The 21,157-nt window shown below is 68.4% G+C and carries 22 protein-coding genes; 11 read left to right on the forward strand and 11 right to left on the reverse strand.

What is annotated here, in order from left to right; translation table 11 throughout:
* Window positions 1-8: 8 nt before the first annotated feature.
* From ispE to NJD74_RS05400, 3 genes are read right to left on the reverse strand one after another with little or no spacing between them, the layout of a single operon-like run.
* Window positions 9-878 carry a 4-(cytidine 5'-diphospho)-2-C-methyl-D-erythritol kinase gene (gene ispE / locus NJD74_RS05390; RefSeq protein WP_319623801.1) on the reverse strand — a complete coding sequence of 290 codons (870 nt, stop codon included), beginning with the start codon at window positions 876-878 and terminating at the stop codon, window positions 9-11.
* The gene (gene lolB / locus NJD74_RS05395) at window positions 875-1,534 is read right to left on the reverse strand and encodes a lipoprotein insertase outer membrane protein LolB (protein ID WP_070471503.1); all 660 of its coding nucleotides are present in this window, start codon (window positions 1,532-1,534) and stop codon (window positions 875-877) included. Before lolB ends, ispE begins: the two co-directional genes overlap by 4 nt.
* Window positions 1,531-3,219, reverse strand: a complete 1,689-nt coding sequence (locus tag NJD74_RS05400) for a tetratricopeptide repeat protein (protein WP_174704368.1) — start codon at window positions 3,217-3,219, stop codon at window positions 1,531-1,533. Before NJD74_RS05400 ends, lolB begins: the two co-directional genes overlap by 4 nt.
* Before the next feature lie 65 nt (window positions 3,220-3,284).
* Between NJD74_RS05400 and hemA the strand changes: the two genes are divergently transcribed.
* Genes hemA through ppk2 form a run of 4 tightly spaced genes read left to right on the forward strand, consistent with a single transcriptional unit; the run spans window position 3,285 to window position 8,212 of the window.
* Window positions 3,285-4,583 carry a glutamyl-tRNA reductase gene (gene hemA, locus NJD74_RS05405; protein ID WP_019186102.1) on the forward strand — a complete coding sequence of 433 codons (1,299 nt, stop codon included), beginning with the start codon at window positions 3,285-3,287 and terminating at the stop codon, window positions 4,581-4,583.
* The gene (prfA, locus tag NJD74_RS05410) at window positions 4,561-5,646 is read left to right on the forward strand and encodes a peptide chain release factor 1 (protein WP_019186101.1); all 1,086 of its coding nucleotides are present in this window, start codon (window positions 4,561-4,563) and stop codon (window positions 5,644-5,646) included. The genes hemA and prfA overlap by 23 nt, the downstream gene beginning before the upstream one ends.
* A gap of 25 nt (window positions 5,647-5,671) precedes the next feature.
* Window positions 5,672-7,381 carry a tetratricopeptide repeat protein gene (locus NJD74_RS05415; protein WP_102789569.1) on the forward strand — a complete coding sequence of 570 codons (1,710 nt, stop codon included), beginning with the start codon at window positions 5,672-5,674 and terminating at the stop codon, window positions 7,379-7,381.
* A 51-nt stretch (window positions 7,382-7,432) separates the two neighbouring features.
* The gene (gene ppk2, locus NJD74_RS05420) at window positions 7,433-8,212 is read left to right on the forward strand and encodes a polyphosphate kinase 2 (RefSeq protein WP_319623802.1); all 780 of its coding nucleotides are present in this window, start codon (window positions 7,433-7,435) and stop codon (window positions 8,210-8,212) included.
* Window positions 8,213-8,323: 111 nt separating this feature from the next.
* Here the strand turns inward: ppk2 and NJD74_RS05425 are convergent, their stop codons facing one another.
* Both NJD74_RS05425 and NJD74_RS05430 read right to left on the reverse strand, forming a co-directional pair.
* On the reverse strand, window positions 8,324-8,887 hold the full coding sequence (locus NJD74_RS05425) for a TlpA disulfide reductase family protein (protein WP_019186098.1): 564 nt from the start codon (window positions 8,885-8,887) through the stop codon (window positions 8,324-8,326).
* The gene (locus tag NJD74_RS05430; RefSeq protein WP_019186097.1) at window positions 8,884-10,158 is read right to left on the reverse strand and encodes a YihY family inner membrane protein; all 1,275 of its coding nucleotides are present in this window, start codon (window positions 10,156-10,158) and stop codon (window positions 8,884-8,886) included. Before NJD74_RS05430 ends, NJD74_RS05425 begins: the two co-directional genes overlap by 4 nt.
* Window positions 10,159-10,290: 132 nt before the next feature.
* On the opposite strand from NJD74_RS05430, the gene wrbA reads away from it, so the two are divergent.
* The 3 genes from wrbA to NJD74_RS05445 all read left to right on the forward strand — a co-directional run bounded on the left by wrbA (window position 10,291) and on the right by NJD74_RS05445 (window position 11,814).
* Window positions 10,291-10,881 (forward strand): NAD(P)H:quinone oxidoreductase, encoded by a 591-nt coding sequence (gene wrbA / locus NJD74_RS05435; RefSeq protein ID WP_019186096.1) that lies wholly within the window; start codon window positions 10,291-10,293, stop codon window positions 10,879-10,881.
* Entirely contained in the window at window positions 10,878-11,225 is a 348-nt protein-coding gene (locus tag NJD74_RS05440) for a DUF2069 domain-containing protein (RefSeq protein WP_070471497.1), read from the forward strand. Before wrbA ends, NJD74_RS05440 begins: the two co-directional genes overlap by 4 nt.
* 103 nt (window positions 11,226-11,328) lie before the next feature.
* Window positions 11,329-11,814 carry an asparaginase domain-containing protein gene (locus NJD74_RS05445; protein WP_026070231.1) on the forward strand — a complete coding sequence of 162 codons (486 nt, stop codon included), beginning with the start codon at window positions 11,329-11,331 and terminating at the stop codon, window positions 11,812-11,814.
* A 76-nt stretch (window positions 11,815-11,890) separates the two neighbouring features.
* Here NJD74_RS05445 and NJD74_RS05450 read toward each other — a convergent pair whose 3' ends face one another.
* The 3 genes from NJD74_RS05450 to sufT all read right to left on the reverse strand — a co-directional run bounded on the left by NJD74_RS05450 (window position 11,891) and on the right by sufT (window position 15,919).
* A complete protein-coding gene (locus NJD74_RS05450; RefSeq protein WP_319623803.1) occupies window positions 11,891-13,636 on the reverse strand; it encodes a S8 family peptidase in 1,746 nt (581 codons plus the stop codon).
* 576 nt (window positions 13,637-14,212) lie between these two features.
* Window positions 14,213-15,310, reverse strand: coding sequence for a branched-chain amino acid aminotransferase (locus NJD74_RS05455; protein WP_019182392.1), 1,098 nt, complete (start codon window positions 15,308-15,310; stop codon window positions 14,213-14,215).
* A gap of 57 nt (window positions 15,311-15,367) precedes the next feature.
* Window positions 15,368-15,919, reverse strand: coding sequence for a putative Fe-S cluster assembly protein SufT (gene sufT / locus NJD74_RS05460; protein WP_019182393.1), 552 nt, complete (start codon window positions 15,917-15,919; stop codon window positions 15,368-15,370).
* A gap of 118 nt (window positions 15,920-16,037) precedes the next feature.
* Between sufT and NJD74_RS05465 the strand changes: the two genes are divergently transcribed.
* Window positions 16,038-16,457, forward strand: coding sequence for a hypothetical protein (locus tag NJD74_RS05465; protein WP_019182394.1), 420 nt, complete (start codon window positions 16,038-16,040; stop codon window positions 16,455-16,457).
* A 267-nt stretch (window positions 16,458-16,724) separates the two neighbouring features.
* Here the strand turns inward: NJD74_RS05465 and NJD74_RS05470 are convergent, their stop codons facing one another.
* Window positions 16,725-18,179: an NAD(P)(+) transhydrogenase (Re/Si-specific) subunit beta gene (locus tag NJD74_RS05470; protein WP_282262583.1), complete on the reverse strand. Its 1,455-nt coding sequence runs from the start codon at window positions 18,177-18,179 to the stop codon at window positions 16,725-16,727.
* Window positions 18,176-18,484 carry an NAD(P) transhydrogenase subunit alpha gene (locus NJD74_RS05475; protein WP_019182396.1) on the reverse strand — a complete coding sequence of 103 codons (309 nt, stop codon included), beginning with the start codon at window positions 18,482-18,484 and terminating at the stop codon, window positions 18,176-18,178. Before NJD74_RS05475 ends, NJD74_RS05470 begins: the two co-directional genes overlap by 4 nt.
* Window positions 18,485-18,614: 130 nt before the next feature.
* Here NJD74_RS05475 and NJD74_RS05480 point away from each other — a divergent pair, with 130 nt between their 5' ends.
* From NJD74_RS05480 to NJD74_RS05490, 3 genes are read left to right on the forward strand one after another with little or no spacing between them, the layout of a single operon-like run.
* A complete protein-coding gene (locus tag NJD74_RS05480) occupies window positions 18,615-19,190 on the forward strand; it encodes an RNA polymerase sigma factor (protein ID WP_070471492.1) in 576 nt (191 codons plus the stop codon).
* 20 nt (window positions 19,191-19,210) lie between these two features.
* A complete protein-coding gene (locus NJD74_RS05485) occupies window positions 19,211-19,522 on the forward strand; it encodes a hypothetical protein (RefSeq protein WP_102789566.1) in 312 nt (103 codons plus the stop codon).
* Entirely contained in the window at window positions 19,522-19,950 is a 429-nt protein-coding gene (locus NJD74_RS05490; protein ID WP_102789565.1) for a DUF3106 domain-containing protein, read from the forward strand. The genes NJD74_RS05485 and NJD74_RS05490 overlap by 1 nt, the downstream gene beginning before the upstream one ends.
* Window positions 19,951-20,030: 80 nt before the next feature.
* On the opposite strand, the gene NJD74_RS05495 is transcribed toward NJD74_RS05490, so the two are convergent.
* Window positions 20,031-21,113, reverse strand: a complete 1,083-nt coding sequence (locus NJD74_RS05495) for an NAD(P) transhydrogenase subunit alpha (protein ID WP_319623804.1) — start codon at window positions 21,111-21,113, stop codon at window positions 20,031-20,033.
* Window positions 21,114-21,157 lie beyond the last annotated feature (44 nt).

Here is a 21,157-nt window from a genome sequence, read left to right on the forward strand (position 1 = left end):
CATCAAAATCAGTAACGCTCGAGTACATCAAGCAGTGGCGAGCGCTTCATGCCCGCAGCCACCCATGCCTGCAGTTCCTTCGGCAATTGCGCCAGGCCCTGCTCTGCAGCAGCGCGCGTGGCGAATTCGACGAAACAACCGCTTCCCGACCCGGTGAGTCGTGCCCGGCCGATACTGCTCAACGCTGCGAGCGCTGCCTCTACGGCAGGTTCGCGGCGGCGCAGGACCGGCTCGAACGCATTCCCGAGCAAAGACCCGGAAGCGAAGTCCGCTATTTTCGCCACTGGGGCATCCCGCGTCAAATCCGGTGATGCGAAAAGTGCGGGAGTCGGCACGTGAACGCCCGGGTGGACCAGCACGAACCAGGCCGGCGGCAGCGCGATCGGGGTGAGCAGTTCGCCCACGCCTTCGGCCCAGGCGTTGTGCCCGCGCACGAAGACCGGCACGTCCGCGCCCAGCTGCAGCCCCAGCGCGGCCAGCGCATCCACGTCCAGGCCGGCGTTCCAGAGACGGTTCAAGGCGACGAGGACGGTGGCGGCATCGGACGACCCTCCCCCGAAACCACCGCCGGCAGGAACATTTTTTTCGATGCCTATATCAGCACCTTGGGCGACGTTCGCGACACGTTGCAACAACAGCGCCGCGCGCACGGCGAGATCATCGGCTTCGGCCACCCCCGCCACCGAGGTGCCTTCGCGGCGGATCCTGCCGTCTTCGCGGACCCGCAGCCGGATCCGGTCACCCCAGTCGAGCAGACGGAACACGGTCTGCAGCGCGTGGTAACCGTCCGGGCGGCGGCCGGTGATGTGCAGGAACAGGTTCAGCTTGGCCGGGGCTGGCCAGTTCGACCAACCCTCGCGCGCATCCAACGTACTCATGGGCTGGCCAGCACCCAGCTGTCGACCACCAGACGGACCTTGGCGTCGCCATTGACCGCTTCGATGCGCCGCGGCAGCACCGGACGACCCGCTTCGGCCGGGTACCAGTCCAGATACTGGATCTCCCACCCGAGCTGCCGCACACGGCGCGGACGACCTTCGCCGTCGCGCTCGATAAGCCCCGCCGGCGCGGCGTCGGCCACCAGGCCGCGTACCCACTCGGGCAGCTGGTTGACCGGGATATCCCAGCCGGTGGCCTCCAGCAGAACCTGCTGGGCGTCTTCGCCTTCGCGCGTGCCGCCCTCCAGGCCTTCCAACCGCCCGCCCTGGTGCTGGCTGTCGCCGGTCAGCTTCCAGCTCTGCCGGGTGACCGGGGCACTGAGTTCGACCACGTACTCCTGGGCCTGCTGCTGCCAGTCGATGCGGCCGTTGCCACCGTTCTTGCCCTTGCTGATCGCCACCCGGCCCTGGAACGACCAGGCCGGCGAGGCGCGCACGGCGGCGACGCGCTCGGCCTCGGCCTGCTGCGCAGCGGGCGAAACAGCGGTGACCACGGTCGGGGCGGAGGGCGCCTTGCGCTCATCCAGGGATACACAGGCGGAGAGCGACAACGCCACGGCCGCGGCAAACGCGGCCTTCAGGGAGAGCAGATTCATACGCCGTATTTCTCGATCACGCGCTGCAGGGCGCGGTTGTCCGGGTCCAGCTTGCGCGCCTCTTCAAAGAAATGGCGCGCCTCGTCCTTCTTGTTCAACACCCACAGCACCTCGCCCACATGCGCGGCGATCTCCGCATCCTTGGCCAGCGTCCAGGCGCGGCGCAGCTGCACCAGTGCTTCTTCGTTGCGGCCCAGGCGATACAGCACCCAGCCGTAACTGTCGACGATGGCGGCGTTGTCCGGCTCGGCCACGCGCGCACGGTCGATCAGTTCCAAGGCTTCCTGATAACGCTGCGTGCGGTCGGCCAAGGTATAGCCGAGCGCGTTGAGCGCGGCGATGTTTTCCGGGTCGGTGACCAGCACCTTGCGCAGGTCGGCCTCGGCGCGCGGGATGTCATCGCGGCGCTCCCAGGCCAGGGCGCGGGCATACAACAGCGCGTTCTCATCCGGATACGCCGCCAGGCCACGGGCCAGCGCGTCCAGTTCACCGGCATCGTCGTTGCCGCGCTGGCGCAGCTCGGCCTCGAGCAGATAGGCATCGCGGCGGGCATCGTCATCGACGGTGGCATCGGACTGGATGGCGTGCACTTCGGCCAGCGCCTTGTCGGTGCGGCCCAGCTCGTTCTGCGCATTGGCCGCCCGCAGCCGCGACTCATCGCGCTCCGGGCCACCGGGCACGCTGTGGTACCAGTTGACCGCTTCCTCGTAGCGCTTGAGGTACTCGGCGATCTTGCCCAGCAGCAGGCGCTGGGCCGGGTCCGGCTTGGTCGCCTGCCGGGAGATGTCGGTATACAGGGCCAGCAGGCCCGGGTCGTCCTTCTGCTTGGCCAGCAGCGACGCACGCATGCCGTAGGTCTGCACATCCTGCGGACCGACCGCCAGCACGCGCTCGGCGGCGGCGGGCTGGCCCATCAGGTCGTAGGAGATCGCGACCGCATTGCGCAGCTCCGGGTCCTGGGTGGTCCTGGGCTCCACGCCCTTCAGCAGGGCCAGGGCCTCATCGGTCTTGCCGGCCTGGTTGAGCTGGCTGGCATGCAGCAGGGCCACGCGTGGTTCATCGGGGAAGCGCTTGACCACCTCGTCGACCATGCGCCGGGCCAGCTCGGGCTGCTCCATGCGCATCGCCAGCCGGCCGAACTCCTGCCAGACCTCCAGGCGGTCGGGGATCGCGTTGGCATCGACCAGCTCGCCCAGCACCTGGGCCGGCACCTTGGGATCGCTGCCGCCGCTGATCAGGGCGCCGATCGCGAACTTCCAGGCGGTGGGGTCCGGGTCCTTGAGCAGCGCTTGCAGTTCGGTGCGGGCGGCCTTCACCTTGTTCTGGCGCATGTCCAGCGCGGCGGTGCTGCTGCGCATGGCCAGTGAGCGCGGCGCACGCTGCTCCCACAGGGCCAGCGCGCGGGCGGCGCGCTTGTCATCGTTGGCCAGCATGGCGATCCGGGAGGCGCGCTCGGCCAGGCCGGCATCGCCTTCACTGGCCTCGGCCGCCTCCAGGTACCAGCGCGCGGCGTCGCCCAGTTTGCCTGCCTGCAGGGCGAATTCGCCCGCCATGACCGGGGCCAGGGGGACCGCCTCGGCCGTGCTGTTCCTGCCTTTGGCCGGGGCTGCCGGGGGGGCGGCCAGGGCGTTGGCGGTGAACAAAGACAGCAGCAGAACGCTGGAGATGCGAATCAATGCGGGCATCGGGGGCATCTGAGCCTTAAAATGACGACTTGAATGGCCAGCAGCTTATCGCAAGCAACTGAACAATGACCCTGTGGGTGCTCGGACTGAATCACCAGACCGCGCCGGTGGAACTGCGCGAACGCGCGTCCTTTGGCGGCGACGCCCTGCCCCAGGCATTGGCGTCGCTGCGCGATACCCCGCAGGTGGCCGAGGCGGTCCTGCTCTCCACCTGCAACCGCACCGAGCTGTATGCGGTGGCCGAGTCCGGTGATGCACTGGCGCAGTGGCTGGAGTCGCACGCCGGCACCTTGCATGGGTATCTCTACCAGCACGCCGACGCCGATGCGGTGCGCCACCTGTTCCGGGTGGCCACCGGGCTGGATTCGATGGTGCTGGGCGAGCCGCAGATCCTGGGCCAGGTGAAGGACGCCTGGGCGCTCGCCCGCGACCACGGCCTGCTCGGCCAGCGCCTGGACCGGTTGTTCCAGCAGACCTTCTCGGTGGCCAAGCGCGCCCGCACCGATACCCGCGTCGGTGCCAACCCGGTCTCGGTGGCCTCCACCGCGGTGCGGCTGGCGCAGAACTCGTTCGCACGGCTGGAAGATTCCACCGTGCTGCTGGTCGGCGCCGGCGAGACCATCGAACTGGCCGCACGCCATCTCAGCGAAGGGCGCGTACGCCGGCTGCTGATCGCCAACCGTACCCTCGCCCATGCGCAGGAGCTGGCCAGCCGGCATGGCGGCGTCGCCCTGCCATTGAGCGAACTGGACCGCCACCTGGGCGAGGCCGACGTGGTGTTCTCGGCCACCGCCGCGCGCGAGCCGGTGATCACCCGTGCGCACGTCGCTGCCGCGTTGAAGACGCGCAAGCACAAGCCGATGCTGCTGTTCGATCTGGCCGTGCCCCGCGATATCGAGGCCGGCGTGGGTGAACTGGCCGATGCCTTCCTGTACACCGTGGACGATCTGGAGCGGGCGGTCGAAGACAACCGCCGCAGCCGCCGGGAAGCCGCGGCCGAGGCCGAAGCGATCATCGAGCTGCAGGTCGCCCGGTTCGTGGAAACCCTGCAGGCCAGCGTGCACCAGGCCCCGCTGCGGCAGCTGCGCGCCTACGGCGAAGCGACCCGCGTGGAGATGCTGGAGAAAGCCCGCCAGCAGCTGGCTCATGGCAAATCACCCGAGGAAGTGCTCGAACTGCTCGCGCACGGCCTGACCAACCGCCTGCTGCACCCGCCGACCGCCGCCCTGCGCGCGGCCGCGCTCAGCGGCGATACTGAACTCACCCGCGCCGCCGAGCGCCTGTTCCCGGCCAAGCCGGGTTACCAGCACCCTGCCGTGCGTACCGATGTAGCGAGGAATGATGACGCCGACCCTGCGCCGTAAGCTGGAAGCGCTGGCCGAGCGCCGCGAAGAACTGGAACGCCTGTTGTCCGACCCGGCCGTGGTCGGCGACAACGACCGCTTCCGCACGCTCTCGCGCGAGTTTTCGCAGCTGGAGCCGGTCGCCAACGCGCTGGCCGACGAAGCCCGTGCCAAGGCCGATCTCGCCGCCGCCGAAGCGATGCGCGAAGACCCGGACCTGCGCGAGCTGGCCGACGAGGAAATCACGGCCGCCCAGCAGCGCCTGCAGCAGCTGGACGAGGAACTGGCCCTGCTGCTGGTCCCGCGCGATCCGCGCGACGACGGCAACCTGTTCCTGGAAGTCCGCGCGGGCACCGGCGGTGACGAGGCGGCGATCTTCGCCGGCGATCTGTTCCGCATGTACGCCCGCTACGCCGAGCGCCAGGGCTGGAAGGTCGAGATCGAATCGGACAACCCCGGCGAACATGGCGGCTACAAGGAAGTCGTGGCGCGCGTGGTCGGCCGGGGGGCGTTCTCGCGGCTGAAGTTCGAATCGGGCACGCACCGCGTGCAGCGCGTGCCGGCGACCGAGTCGCAGGGGCGCATCCATACCTCCGCGGCGACCGTGGCGATCATCCCCGAGGCAGACGACGTGGAGGACGTGGTGATCAACCCGGCCGACCTGCGCGTGGACACCTACCGCTCCTCCGGCGCCGGCGGCCAGCACGTCAACAAGACCGAATCGGCGATCCGCATCACCCACCTGCCGACCGGCGTGGTGGTGGAATGCCAGACCGAGCGCAGCCAGCACGCCAACCGCGACAAGGCGATGAAGCGCCTGAAAGCGCAGCTGCTGGACACCGAACGCAGCAAGCAGGCCGCCGCCCAGGCCGAAAGCCGCCGGCTGCAGGTCGGCAGTGGCGACCGCAGCCAGCGCATCCGGACCTACAGCTTCCCGCAGGGCCGGATCACCGACCACCGCGTGGAAGGGCTGACCCTGTACGACCTGCCCAACATCCTGACCGGCGATCTGGATGCGCTGGTCAGCCGCCTGACCCACGAACACCAGGCCGACGAGCTGGCCCGGCTCGCGGAAGGCAGCTGAGCATGCCCGCCGCGGAGCGGCCACGATGAGTGCCGATCCGCAGCGTCTGCAGCTGCGTCAGGCCGTCCAGCGCAAACCGACGGATTTCATTGCGTGGGTGATGCTGGCCGACGCCGAGCTGGAGGCCGGCGACGTGCGCGCCGGCGAACAGGCCGCCACCCGTGCGCTGCAGCTGCGCGGCGACCATCCCGAGGCCCTGGCCCGGCTGGGCCGCGCACGCTGGATGCAAGGCCGCCATGGCGAGGCCGCCACACTGCTGAGGCAGGCGGCGGATCGCGCGCCCCAGCACCCCGGCATCACCCTGTGGCTCGGCCACGCACTGGAAGACGCGGGGCAACCGGAGGCGGCGGCGGATGCGTATCGCCATGCGCACCGTCTGCTGCCGGGCGAGCCCTACATCACTGCGCAGCTGCTCAACTGGCAGCGCCGGCTGTGCGATTGGCGGGATCTGGAGCGATTGTCGTCGCTCGTGCGCCAGGCCGTCGCGCAGGGCCAGGCGGTGGTCGAGCCGTTCGCCTTCCTCAGCGAAGACGGCAGCGCCGCCGAGCAGCTGGCCTGCGCCCGTCAGCGCGCGGCGGCGCTGGCCGAGGGCATCCCGCGGTTGCCGCCGGCCACGGTGCGCCCGCACGGCACGCTGCGGGTCGGCTTCCTCTCCAACGGCTTCGGCGCACATCCCACCGGCCTGTTGACCGTGGCGCTGTTCGAACAGCTGCGCGCGCAGGGCATGCTCGAGCTGCATCTGTTCGCGCTCACCGGGGACGACGGCAGCCCCATCCGCCAGCGCCTGCAGCAGGCGGCAAACACGTTGCACGATGTCAGCGCGCAACCGCATCAGCACATCGCCCGACGCATCCGCGAGGCGGGCATCGATGTGCTGTTCGATCTGCGCGGCTGGGGCGGTGGCGGAACGCCGCAGGTGCTGGCGATGCGGCCGGCGCCCGTGCAGGTCAACTGGCTCGCGTACCCGGGCACCTCCGGCGCGCCGTGGATCGATCATGTGCTGGCCGATGCCTTCGTGCTGCCCGACGCGCTGGTGCCGGCCTTCAGTGAGAACGTGCGGCGCCTGCCGCGCGCGTTCCAGCCCTCGGACAACACCCGTGTGCTGGAACCGGCACCGTCGCGCGAGGACTGCGGCCTGCCGGCGCAGGGCATGGTGCTGTGCTGCTTCAACAACAGCTACAAGCTCAACCCGCGCAGCATGCAGCGGCTGTTGGCGGTGCTGCAGGGCATACCGGGCAGCGTGCTGTGGCTGCTCTCCGGCCCGGGCAATGCCGACGCGCGGCTGCGCAGCGCGGCACGCCAGGCGCAGCTGGATCCGGCGCGGCTGGTGTTCATGCCGCGCCTGCCCCACCCGCAGTACCTGGCGCGTTACCAGCACGCCGACCTGTTCCTGGACACGCACCCGTACAACGCCCACACCACCGCCTCCGATGCGCTGTGGGCCGGCTGCCCGGTGCTGACCAGCCCCGGCGCGACGTTCGCCTCACGCGTGGCCGGCAGCCTCAACCACCACCTGGGCATGCACGCGTTCAACGTGGCCGACGACGCGGCGTTCGTGGCTACCGCCATCCAGCTCGGCAACGACCCGGCTGCAATGCAGGCCGCGCGCGCCACGCTGGCGCAACGCCGCGAGGACAGCGGCCTGTTCGACATGGCCGGTTTCGCGCGCGACCTCACCGAGGTGATCGAAACGCTCGCACGCGAACGCGGCTGGCAGGGCCCACACATCGCCTGAGCATCGGCTGCGCTAGGCTCGGGCTTCCCTGTGAATCACCGAGGCACGCCGATGGGCAAGCTCAAGCGCAAGGACTACCAGGCCCTGCTGGAACCGATGCAACTGGAACTGGCGGCGATGGCGCGCTGGGTGCAGCACACCGGACAGCGGGTGCTGGTGCTGTTCGAAGGCCGCGACACCGCGGGCAAGGGCGGTGCGATCCAGGCGATCGCCGAGCATCTCAATCCGCGCCAGTGCAAGGTGGTCGCGCTGCCCAAGCCGACCGACCGCGAGAGCACGCAATGGTATTTCCAACGCTATGTCTCGCACCTGCCGGCGGCCGGTGAGATCGTGCTGATGGACCGCAGCTGGTACAACCGTGCCGGGGTCGAGCACGTGATGGGCTATTGCACCGAGGCGCAGTACCGCAGCTTCCTGGCGCAGGCGCCGGTGTTCGAAAAGCTGCTGATCGACGACGGCATCGTGCTGTTCAAATACTGGCTCAGCGTGGACCAGGCGCAGCAGGAAAAGCGTTTCGCCGAACGCCACCTCGATCCGCTCAAGGGCTGGAAGCTCTCGCCGGTGGACCTGGAATCACGCAGCAAGTACAGCGCCTATACCGAGAGCCGCGAAGCGATGCTGCGCGGGACGCATAACGATGATGCCCCGTGGACACTGGTGGACTTCAACGACCAGAAACGCGGGCGGCTGGGCCTGATCCGCAACCTGCTCGATCGCCTGCCCGATACCCGCGTGGACGAACCGGTGCTGGCGCTGCCGCCGTTGAAGGGCAAGCTGCACAAGGAGCACTTCGGGGTCTTGAAGCCGATTGAACCCTTCGTCGTCGGGTAGATCCACGCCATGCGTGGATGCTTTCATGCATTCCGTATCCACGCATGGCGTGGATCTACCGGCGCTGCGAGGCACAGGCATGCCGGGTATCCGCCGGCATGCCCGTGAGGATCAGCCTTCCTTGATCCGCGCTTCAATGTCATGCGCGGTGACCGGGCCGAGGAATTCCTTGGCGACCTTGCCATCCGGCGCGATCAGGTAGGTCATCGGCAGGCCGCGCGGGATCGCGAAGTCTTCCGGCGGGTTGTACGTATCCACGATCACGATCGGATAGGTGACCGGACGCTTCTCCAGGAAGGCCTTCATCTCGGCCGGTTCGATGTCCTCGAAGGCCAGCCCGACCACCTCGATTTCATTGCGCATCGCGTGCAGCGCGGAGAGCTCGGGCATTTCCTTGCGGCATGGGGCGCACCAGGTCGCCCAGAAGTTCACCACCACCCACTTGCCGCGGTGAGCGGCCAGATCGTAGTCGGTGCCGTCCAGCGCCTTGGCTTTCAGCGTCGGCTGTTCGACGGTCCTGCGCTCGGTGGCCGGGACCGCGTCGGTCGGCGGCACAGCCGGTTCATCGATCGGGGCCGGGGCGGCGGGCGCAGTGGCCTCGCTCTGTGCAGCGGGCTTGTTGCAGGCGGCCAGCGTCAGCAGGCCCAGGGCCAGCAGCAGGGGCTTGGCGGTCATGGTTTGTCTCCGGGGGTCGAATAGATATCGCTGACGCGGCGTTTGAGCAGTTCGCGCAGCGGCAGGCGCAGCGTGTCCAGTGCGGCCACCGAGGCCGTGCCCAGGCTGTCGTCGCGATACGGCAGGTAGGCTTCCTTGATCGGGATCCGCATCTGCGTGGTCTCGTACAGGTCGGCCAGGGTGAGCTTGTCCAGGTCGCGCGCCAGCAGCCACTCGCCCTGCTCGTCGCGGCGGACCACGCGGATCGCTTCCAGATCGCACAGCAGGGTATGCAGCAGCGAATCGGTCAGCATCGGCTCCAGCCGCAGGATCTCGTCGTCATCCAGGCTGCGGCCATCGGCGCGCGCCTGGTGGAAGCGGCCGATCAGCCGCAGCAGGCCGTAGATCTCGTAGCCCACCGGCAGGCGCAGGTCGGCCGGCTGGTAGCGGAACGCGGCGATCGAGGAGGCCAGCGAGGCGCCGAGCAGCACCGAGACCCAGCACAGGTAGATCCACAGCAGCAGGATCGGCACGAAGGCGACCGTGCCGTAGAGCTTCTGGTAGGACTGGAAGCTGCCCAGGTAGGCGCCCATGCCCCACTTCACCAGCTCGAGCATGATCGCGGCCAGGATCGCGCCGGGAATGGCATGCCGCCATTTGACCGTGTGGTGCGGCACCACGCGGTAGACCAGCATGATGCAGAGGAATTCGATCAGGATCGGGGCGACGGTCAGTGACACGTTGGCCAGCCAGCGGCCTTCGCTGGTGCCGAACAGGGGCAACGCGAACACCCGCGCCGAGACCGCCAGCGACGCCGCCGCCAGCATGGCGCCGAGGGTGAGCACGGTCCAGTAGACCAGGAAGCGGGTCAGCTTCGGTCGGGTCGAGCTCACCCGCCAGATCTGGTTGAAGGTTTCCTCCACGCTGTTGAGGGTGATCAGCAGCGACACCACCAGCGCGATGAAGCCGGCGGCAGTGAGCTGCCCGGCGCTGGCCGAGAACTGGCGCAGGTAGCCTTCGGCGGCGCGCGCGGCGTTGGGCACGAAGTTGGAGAACACGTAGTCGCTGAGGGTGTCGCTCCAGCGGTCGAACACCGGGAACGCGGAGAGCACCCCGAACACCACGATGGCCAGCGGCACCAGCGCGAACACCGTGGTGTAGGCCAGCGAGGCGGCCGCCTGGAACAGACGGTCATCAAGGAAACGGCGCCACAGGAAGCGGCCGAAGCTGATCGTTCGCGCGCGGTCCCGGACGCGTTCGATCCACAGGTTGATCGTATCGAGAGGTTCCATCGGCGCAAGGGTACCCGATGACGGGTGTGCGGCATGCACGCCTGCTCACGGCGGCCGGCCCGCCACGGACCTCGCCCTGAGCGGGCTGCGTTGCCATACTGCCTGCATCGGACGCAACGAGATGAAAGCGAAATGGCGGAGATCCTGGTGCTGTATTACAGCCGTGGCGGTTCAGTGGCACGGCTTGCCCGCCAGATTGCGCGCGGCATCGGCGAGGTGCCGGGCATGAGCGCGCGGCTGCGCACGGTGCCGCCGGTGGCCGCGGTGACACAGACGGCCCTGCCCCCGGTGCCCGAAGACGGTGCGCCGTATGTGAGCGTGGCCGATCTGGCCGAGTGCACGGGGCTGCTGCTGGGCAGCCCGACCCGGTTCGGCAACATGGCCGCGCCGGTGAAGCACTTCCTGGACGGGCTGGGCGCGGAATGGGTCAACGGCACCCTGGCCGGCAAACCAGCCGGGGTGTTCACCTCCACGGCCTCGCTGCACGGTGGGCAGGAGTCGACCCTGCTGTCGATGCAGGTACCGCTGCTGCACCACGGCTGCCTGATCGTGGGCATCCCCTTCACCGAGCCGGCACTGAGCCACACCACGACCGGGGGCACGCCGTATGGCGCCAGCCATGTGGCCGGGGCGGACGACAACCCGGTGCCGAGCGAGGATGAAAGCATCCTGGCGCGGGCGCTGGGGCGGCGGGTGGCCGATATCGCACGGCGGCTGGCGTGAGCACCCGGGCGCAGGAGATCGTGCTGGCCCTGCTGCTGGTGGCGTTGGCGGTGCTGTTCGCGGTCTGGTTCGCGCAGGACAAGCATTGGCTGGCCAGCCAGCTGGTCTTCACCCTGCCGCCGCTGCTGCTGGCGCTGGGCGTGCTGGTGCGGCGGGGCAAGGCAATGTTCTGGGCCGGGGTGCTGGCGCTGTTCTGGTTCAGCCACGGGGTGATGAGCGCCTGGAGCCACCCGGAGGTCGCGTTGTGGGGGTGGCTCGAGCTGGCGCTGGCGCTGGCGGTGATCGGGGTGGCGAGCGCGCCGGGGCTGCGGCGGCGCTTCGGGCGGAAGACCACAACCGGCTGACCGTGTAGCGTCGCAAGCCTGCATCGGGCGGGCGTCAGCCGTATCATCTACCGGTCGGCGCGGCGGTTCCGTGCCCTTCTGTCTGGTACCCAGGATGCTTGCAATGGAAGAACTACTGATCATCACCACCGGTGGCACGATCGACAAGATCTACTTCGACGACAAGTCGGACTATCAGATCGGTGATCCGCAGATCGGGATGATCCTGCGCGAGCTGGGCGTGACCTTCCGTTTCAACGTGATTCCGATCCTGCGCAAGGATTCGCTGCACATCACCGACGAGGACCGCGAGCTGATCCGGGCGACGATCGCCGCGCAGCCGACCCGGCATGTGCTGGTGACCCACGGCACCGACTCGATGGTGCAGACGGGCCAGGTGCTGAAGTCGATCACCGACAAGACCATCGTCATGACCGGCGCGCTGAGCCCGGCACGGTTCCGCGGTTCGGATGCGGAGTTCAACATCGGCTGCGCGATCGGTGCGGTGCAGTCGCTGCCGAGCGGTGTGTACATCGCGATGAACGGCCGGATCTGGAATCCGGAGCAGGTGCGCAAGAACGTCGCCGCGAACCGGTTCGAAGCGGCGTAATCCCTGGCGCAGCGTGTTGATCGAACGAACGCCCCGGCATGCCGGGGCGTTCTGCGTTGGTGCGATGGGAAAGCGATCAGTACTGCGCGGTCAGGGTGACCCCGGAGAAGGTCGAGTAGGCCTTCACCCGCACATGCCAGGTGCCGGCCGCCGGCGACGGGATCGTGCAGGTCTCGTTGTTGCCGCTCAGGTACGGGCGGCAGGTGTAGACGGTATCGGTCGGCGCGCTGCCGTTGCGGACATACAGATCGGCATCGCCACTGCCGCCGGCGATGGTGACCTTCAACTGGCTGCTGCCCGAGGGCACGGCCACGGTGTAGGCCAGCGAGGCACCGCTGGCGGCGCCCAGGCCCGTGACCGGGACATTGTTCTGCAGCACGGTGCCGGTACCCGGGCCCGGGCCGGTGCCGTTGAGCGCGGCGGTCACCGCCGCATCGGCGTCCACGATCCCCGCGCCGCAACCGCCGGAGCAGGCGCCCGGCAACGGCCGTGCGGTGCTCTTGAGCAGGCTTTCGATGGCGGCCGGGCTCAGCGCGGTGGGCGCGACGGACTGGATCAGCGCGACCACGCCGGCCACGTGCGGTGCCGCCATCGAGGTGCCGTTGTAGGAGGCGTAGGACGCACTGCCCGGTACCGTGGTGCCGCTGTTGAGGGTGGAGAGGATGCCCTGCCCCGGCGCGGAGATGTCGATGCCGGTGCCGTAGTTGGAGAAGATGGCGCGGGCGCCGGCCGAGGTGGTCGCGGCCACCGCGATGACGTTGGCGCAGTTGGCCGGTACCGAGGAGGAGACGTTGGTGTTGCTGTTGCCGGCCGCCACGACCACCGTGGTGCCGCGCGAGACGGCGCCGTTGATCGCGGTCTGGTAGGTGGTGGAGCAGCTGCCACCGCCACCGAGCGACATGTTGATCACTTCGGCCGGGTTGGCGTTGGCCGGGACGCCGCTGACGGTGCCGCCAGAGGCCCAGACGATGGCGTCGGCGATGTCGGAGGTGTAGCCGCCGCACTTGCCGAGCACGCGCACCGGCACGACCTTGGCATTGAAGGCCGTGCCAGCCACGCCGGTGCTGTTGTTGGTCACCGCCGCGACGGTGCCGGCCACGTGGGTGCCGTGCCAGCTCGAATTGGAGGCCGGAATGCCCGAGCCGCATTCGTTGGCGGCGTACCAGTCGCCTTCGTCGTTGGGGTTGTTGTCGCGGCCACCGCCGTCGCGCGCCATCGCCGCGTCGCTGATGAAGTCGTAGCCGGGCAGGAGGTTGGCATTGAGGTCGGGGTGGTTGGTGATGCCGGTGTCGATCACCGCCACCACCACGCCGGCGCCGGTGGCCTTGTCCCAGGCCGGGCGTACGTTGATCGAGGCATTGCTGGTGCCAAAGCCCCACTGTTCGGAGAACCGGGTGTCATTGGGCACCAGGGTGGCCTGCATCAGCTGATCGACCTCGACGTATTCCACGCTCGGGTCGGCGGCCAGGCGGCGCATCAGCAGCTCGGCTTCGGCACGGTCCAGCGGCCGGTCGGCCTTGACCACGGTCGGGCCGATCGCCAGCTGGCGCAGCTTCTGCAGCCCCAGCGCGCGGCCTTGGGCGGCCGGTACCGCCGCCGCGGCGGCCTTGAGCGAACTGGCCAGCGCGGTCGGGGTGGCGACCTCGGTGCTGCCATCCTTGTACTTCACGATGAAGCGCTGATGGGTCGGCGCCGAGGACAGGCCGCTCAACTGCACATCGCCGGCGAAGGCCGGGGTGGCCAGCAGCAGGGTCGACAGAACAGACGCGCCCAGTACAACCAATGCACGCTGACGCAAACGGTGTTGCGAGACATGAGACATCGGATTTCCCTTTCAGACAGTGAATGCCGTCGTCGCGGCGGAGAATCCAGGTCCGATCCGGGGGCTGCTGCAATCGATGGCGCGGATCGGCCCGGTGAGTGGATCGGTTCCCCTGAATCAAACCGCCCATCGCGACGCTAGTGGCTGACTGGCCGATCAACAATGTTTCAGCTGCACTTCAGTGACATGAAATGTCGGATCTGAGACTTTCCGGGTCGAGGGTTTGTGAAAGTGAAGGCGCTCACGGCCTTTCGGATGGTCCGATTGCGCCACGGATTGTCTGAAATGGCTGTCGCGACCGACAAATGCGGGACAACACTTGCGCATCAATCACTTACGCCACTGCCACCGCAGGACAGTAGTGCCGGCCGCTGGCCGGCTCCCGACCAGCCCGTAGTGCCGGCCGCTGGCCGGCTCCGCGGAATGCTGCAGAGCCGGCCAGCGGCCGGCACTACCGATGTCGAACGCTGCGCGGCCTGTCTTGGGGGAGCACCACCGGCGCGGTGGCGAACGGGCAACAAAAAACCCGCCTGTCGCCAGGCGGGTTTTCGATGCTTGCGCTCAGACCCCGAGGACTCAGGCGTCCAGGCGGACCAGCCAGCCGTGACGGTCCGGCAGGCGGCCGTACTGGATGTCGGTCAGTTCCTTGCGCAGCGACATCGTCACTTCGCCGGCCGGGGCGTTGATGTCACCCACCGAGAAGCCTTCGCCCTTGAGCTGGCCGATCGGGGTGACCACCGCAGCGGTACCGCAGGCGAACGCTTCCACGATCTCGCCGGAGGTCACGCCATCCTTCCACTCCTCAAGGGTGACCTTGCGCTCTTCGACCTTCATGCCGCGGTCGCGGGCCAGCTGCAGGATGCTTTCACGGGTGATGCCTTCCAGGATGCTGCCCGACAGCGCCGGGGTCACCAGGGTGCCGTCCTTGTAGACCAGGAACACGTTCATGCCGCCCAGTTCTTCCAGGTACTTGCCCTCGACCGGGTCCAGGAACAGCACCTGCGAGCAGCCCTGTGCCTGCGCCTTCTGCTGCGGCAGCAGCGAGGCGGCGTAGTTGCCACCGCACTTGGCCGCGCCGGTGCCGCCCTTGCCTGCGCGCGCGTACTCGGTGGACAGCCAGATCGCGACCGGCGCCACGCCCTTGGCGAAGTACGGGCCGGCCGGGCTGGCGATGACGTAGTAGCCGGCCTTGTGCGCGCCGCGCACGCCGAGGAAGGCTTCATCGCCGATCATGAAGGGACGGAAGTACAGGCTGGATTCGTCGGCCGAGGGCACCCACGACGCATCCACGGCGATCAGCTGCTTGAGCGATTCGACGAAGATCTCCACCGGCAGTTCCGGCAGCGCCAGGCGCTGGGCCGAACGCTGCAGGCGGCGGCCGTTGGCCTCCGGGCGGAAGGTCCAGATCGAGCCGTCGGCGTGGCGGTAGGCCTTGATGCCCTCGAAGATTTCCTGGCCGTAATGCAGCACCGCGGCGGCCGGGTCCAGCTGCAGCGGACCGTACGGGCGCACCACGGCATCGTGCCAGCCGGTGTCCTTGTCCCAACGCACTTCCACCATGTGATCGGTGAAGTGCAGACCAAAACCGGGGGCGGCCAGGATGCGCTCACGCTCCTCGCTGCTGCGCGGCTGGGCGGAACGGGTGGTGTTGAAGCTCACGGAAGACTGGGACACCGGATATTTCCTGTTCTGGTTACGGGGAACGCCGTGACGCCGGCTGGCGATGGGCGGTTACAGCATGCCGGTTTCGAGCCGGGCGGCCTCGGACATCATGTGACGGCCCCACGGCGGGTCGAACACCAGCTCGACGTCGGCCTCGGCCACCGTCGGGATCATTTCCAGCTTGCTGCGCACGTCATCGACGAGGATCTCGCCCATGCCGCAGCCGGGCGCAGTGAGGGTCATCTTGATGTCGACCTCGCGCTGGCCGTCGTCCAGGTGCTTGAGGTCCACTTCATAGACCAGCCCCAGATCGACGATGTTGAAGGGGATCTCCGGATCGAAGCAGGTGCGCAGCTGCTGCCACACCAGTTTTTCGACCTCCTCGTCGGAGGCATCGGCGGGCAGTTCCAGCGCCGGGGGCGCTTCCTTGCCGATGGCGTCGCCATCCTTGCCGGCGATGCGGAAAAGATTGCCTTCGACAAAGACGGTATAGCTGCCACCCAGGGCCTGGGTGATATAGCCATAGCTGCCAGCGGGCAGCGTGACCGTTTCGCCCTGCGGGACCATGACGGCCTCGCAGTCGCGTTCGAAGTGGACAGGTTCACTGCTACGGGAATACATGTGGATCGATATGGGGGTCGCGGCCAATTCCCGCAAGGCGACCATTTTAGCCCAGTGGCCGCCCACGCGCCGGTCACCCCGCAAGCCGGTATCCTGTGGGGACTTACAGGAAGATTGCATGTCGCCCACGTCCGTGCCTGTCCGGAGCCGCCACTGGCTCTGGCCCCCGCTGTTTCTGCTTGGTGTTGTCACGGCCACGCTGGCCTGGTTGTTCATCGCCCTGCTCACTGGCCGCCAGGCCAGCTGGATGGCGGTTGTGGCCGCGCTGGAGATCGCGTTCATGCTGCGCCTGGGCACCCTGCGCGCCGGTGCCCCCCGGGTGGTGCTGACCGTGCTGGCCACCGTGCTGGTTGCGCTGGCGGCCAACTGGGGGATCGCCTCGGCCTACCTGGGCGGCTCGATGGGGCTCACCCCGTGGGAATCAGCGTTGCGCATGGGGCCCTATCTGGCCTGGACGCTGAGCGGCCTGGCCAACGGCGCGGTGGAATGGCTGTGGCTGGGCGTGGCGCTGGTGATCGGCTGGTGGGTGGCGAAGTAACCGCCCCACGGAGGCTTCGGGTCGCCGCATCCCGGGTATCGACGGATGCTTCGGGTCGCTGAATCCCGGGTATTGGTAGTGCCGGCCGCTGGCCGGCTCTTCATGACGCTTGGGCGAAGACGCATTGGTATTCACGCGTTGCGTGGAGCCGGCCAGCGGCCGGCACTACCGGGTTGCTGATGCATCGCGGGAGCCGGCCAGCGGCCGGCACTACCGGGTTACTGATGCATCGCGGGAGCCGGCCAGCGGCCGGCACTACCGCTGTGTTCAATGGCCGCCGTCGAGGGCCTTCAGTTCGCTGACCAACGCGCTCGCCGCACCGGCGCCATCGCCGTACAGCATCCGGGCGTTGTCGGCATAGAACAGCGCATTCTCGATGCCGGCAAAGCCGGTGCCCTTGCCGCGCTTGATCACCACCACGTTGCGGGCGTTGACCACGTCCAGGATCGGCATGCCGTAGATCGGGCTGGCCGGATCCGTGCGCGCGACCGGGTTGACCACGTCGTTGGCGCCGATCACCAGCACCACGTCGGTGTTCGGGAACTCGGGGTTGATGTCGTCCATGTCGGCGATCAGGTCGTAGGGCACGCCCGCTTCGGCCAGCAGCACGTTCATGTGCCCCGGCATGCGCCCGGCGACCGGGTGGATCGCGAACTTCACCTTGATGCCGCGATCGATCAGGCGCTGCGCCAGTTCCCACACCTTGTGCTGGGCCTGGGCCACGGCCATGCCGTAGCCAGGCACGATCACCACGCGCTCGGCGAAGGCCAGCATCGCGGCGACATCGCTGGCCTCGATCGGCTTCTGCGCGCCGCTGATTTCCTGCGCCACGCCGCCGCCCCCGAAATTGGAGAACAGCACGCCGCTGATCGGCCGGTTCATCGCCTTGGCCATCAACCGCGTCAGCAGAATGCCGGCCGCGCCGACCATCATGCCGGCGATGATCAGCGCCTCGTTGCCGAGCACATAGCCTTCGAACGCCACCGCCAGGCCGGTAAACGCGTTGTACAGCGAGATCACCACCGGCATGTCGGCGCCGCCGATCGGCAGCGTCATCAGCACGCCCAGTGCGAGTGCGACCACGAAGAAGCTGATGATCGCCACCGGGCTCAGCGTGACCGCCGCCCAGATGCCCAGCACCACCATCGCCAGCGCGACCAGCAGGTTGAACACCTGCTGCCCGGGGAAGGTGACGCGCCGGTCGAGTCGACCGTCCAGCTTGGCCCAGGCGATGATCGAGCCGGACAGCGACACCGCACCGATCGCCGAACCGATCACGGCCAGCGCCAGCACCGTTGCCGACGGCTGGCGCGCGGCGAGGTCGGCCAGCGCCTGCTCGCTCCAATGGGTGGTATCGCGGTTGGTCAGGAACGAGAAGCGCAGCAGTTCGACCGCACCGATCGCCGCCGCCGAGCCACCGCCCATGCCGTTGTAGAGCGCCACCATCTGCGGCATGTCGGTGATCGCCACGCGCTTGGCCGACCACCAGGCCACGCCGGTGCCGATCGCCACCGCCGCCAGGATCAGCGGAATGTTGTGCAGCTCCGGCAGGAAGAACGTCGCCACCGTGGCGATCAGCATGCCCAGGCCGGCCCAGCGGATACCGCTGCGCGCGGTCATCGGCGAGGCCATGCGCTGCAGGCCAAGCAGGAACAGGGTCGCGGCGACCAGGTAGCTCACCTGGACCAGCCATTGCAGCAGCTGCGCGGTGGTCACGTTCAAGGCGCCTTCTCCCCGGCGTCGCGCTTGGCGCTGGGCTTGAACATGTCCAGCATGCGTTCGGTCACCACGTAGCCGCCGGCTGCGTTGCCGGCGCCCAGGACCACCGCGATGAACCCGATGATCTTCTCCAGCGGCGTCTGCGCGTGCCCCAGCACCACCATCGCGCCGATCAGCACGATGCCGTGGATGAAGTTGGACCCGGACATCAGGGGGGTATGCAGGATCACCGGCACCCGCGAAATGATCACGTGGCCGGCAATGGCGGCCAGCATGAAGATATACAACGCCACGAACCCGTCGCTCATTGCAGTCACTCTCCCAGGCGGTCATCCCGTCCCCTGCATCATAACCATGCGCTGAACCAATCGGGCAGGCCGGTCAACCGCGCCCGCCCTGGGGCGTTCTCACGGTATCCCCCTGCCGGAACGCTACCCTGTGCTGGTGAGCTCTCCCCTACCGTCGACGGATGCCGACCTGCCCGCCACGCCCGAGGTGGCGCTGCCGGTGTCGCTGGACGCCTTCCTGGCCGGCATCGGCCCGCGCGCGTTCCGCTTCGCCGAAGCGGGCCTGCGCCAGCGCGAGGACGCGCTGGATGCGGTGCAGGACAGCATGTTGAAGATGCTCGGCTATCGCGACAAACCCGCCGCCGAATGGGCGCCGTTGTTCTGGAGCATCCTGCGCCGCCGCGTGGTCGACCTGCAGCGCCGCCGTGGCTTCCGCCTGAAGTTCTGGCGCAGCAGCGACGAGGCCGGCAGCGACCACGATATCGACTGGGCCGACAGCGCCCCCGGTCCGGCTCAGGCCCATGAGCAGCGCGATCATTACGCACAACTGGTGCAGGCGCTGCGGGAGTTGCCTGCGCGCCAGCGCGAGGCCTTCACCCTGCGCGTGCTGCAGGACCTGGATGGCGCCACCACGGCCAAGGCCATGGGCTGCAGCGAAGGCGCGGTCAAAACCCATCTTTCGCGCGCCCGCCAAGCGCTGCAGCAGTCTCTGGAGATCGCCCTGTGAACCGCCCCCTGCCCCCTTCGATGCCTGACGATGCCGCCCTGCGGCAGCTGCATGCGCAGGCGCTGGATACGCTCTCGCCGACCACGCTGGCGCGGCTGCGCAACGCGCGCCATGCGGCCTCACCGCCCAAGCGGCATGCACCGTCGTGGTGGATGGCGACGGCCTGTTCGGCGGTGGTCGCCCTCGCCTTGGGCTACAGTTTCCTCCTGGGCGAATCGAGTGCCCCGCCGGCACCGGTGATGGCGAGCGCCACCGATGACAGCAGCGATGTCCTCGACGAGAATCCCGATCTGTATGTGTGGCTGGGCAGTACCGACCTGGCAATGGAGTGATGATGAAACTGCGACTGTCCCTCGGGCTGGTATTGCTGACGCTGAGTGCGGCCGGCTGGGCACAGACCGCCCCGCTGCCGGACTGGGACACATTGAGCCCGCAGCAGCGTGAGGCGTTGATCGCGCCGGTGCGTGACCGCTGGAACGACGCCCCGGCGCCCCAGCGCGAACGCATGCTGCAGCACGGCCAGCGCTGGCTGGCCATGACCCCGGAGCAACGCGCGCAGGCGCAGCGGGGCCGCCACCGTTTCGAGAACATGACGCCGGAGCAACGCGAACAGGCGCGCGCACTGTTCGGTCAGATGCGCAGCATGAGCCCTGAGCAACGGCAGGCGCTGCGCGACCGCTGGGCGCGGATGACGCCGGACGAACGCAAGGCGTGGCTGAAGGCCAACCCCGCCCCTGCTGCGCCGCCGTCCAAGCGCTGAAGCGCCGAAGCACTGAAGCACTGAAGCAACGACCAACAACGGGGACGGGGGTAGTTATTCACTACCCCCGTCCCCGTTTTTCAGGCGGCGACCCAGCGGGTTTTCGCGAGCAGTTCGTCGTCCCAGTCGAAGGTGACGGCGCCGTCTTTCAGGAACAGCGCGACGAAGTTGTAGACGTTGCGGGCGTACATCTCGCTGGCATGCACCGCGCCCTGGCTGGCCAGGTTGAGCGGGCCGTCGATGAGCACGCCGTCCAGATCCACCACCTCGCCCGGTTGGGTGGCTTCGCAGTTGCCGCCGGTTTCCGCGGCGAGATCGACGATCACGCTGCCCGGTTTCATGCCACGCGCCATCGCGGTGCTGACGATTTTCGGCGCGGGCCGGCCGGGCACGGCGGCGGTACAGATAACCACGTCCACCGTGCGCAGGTGCTCGCCCAGGCGGCGCTGCTGCTCGGCCCGTTCCTCATCGGTCAGCGGCCGCGCGTAACCACCTTCGCCGACCGCGCTCACGCCCAGGTCAAGGAATTTGCCGCCCAGCGACTCGATCTGCTCGCGGGTTTCCGGACGCACATCGAAGCCTTCCACCTGCGCGCCGAGACGGCGGGCGGTAGCAATCGCCTGCAGGCCGGCCACACCCGCACCGACCACCAGCACCTTGGACGGACGGATCGTGCCGGCGGCGGTGGTGAGCATCGGGAAGAAGCGCGGCGCACGCTGGGCGGCGATCAACGTGGCTTTGTAACCGGCCATGCCGGCCTGCGAACTGAGCACGTCCATCGATTGCGCCCGCGTGGTGCGCGGCAAGCGCTCCAGCGGGAAGGCCTGCAGGCCGCGCGACTGGATAAGACCGGCACGCTCGGCGTCGGCCTGCGGATGCAGCATGCCGATCAGGCTGGAAACGGCTTTCAGCCGGGCCAGACGGTCATTGGATGGAGGCTGCACGCACAGCACCAGGTCGGCCTGGGCCAGGCGGGTGTCATCGGCGGGCTGCGCGCCCACGTCCTGATACACCGCATCGGGGAAGCCCGACGCTACCCCGGCACCGGACTCGAATGCGACGCTCGCCCCCAGCGCGATCAATTTGCGCGCCGTTTCCGGCGTCATCGCCACGCGCCGTTCTCCCGGCGCATGTTCCTTTACCACCAACACCTCGACAGCCATGCCTGTCCCCGACGATCAGCGGATTGTGGGCTGATCGTAACCTG

Origin of the sequence: Stenotrophomonas sp. RG-453, assembly GCF_033843685.1 — a bacterium.
Classification (GTDB): domain Bacteria; phylum Pseudomonadota; class Gammaproteobacteria; order Xanthomonadales; family Xanthomonadaceae; genus Stenotrophomonas; species Stenotrophomonas bentonitica_A.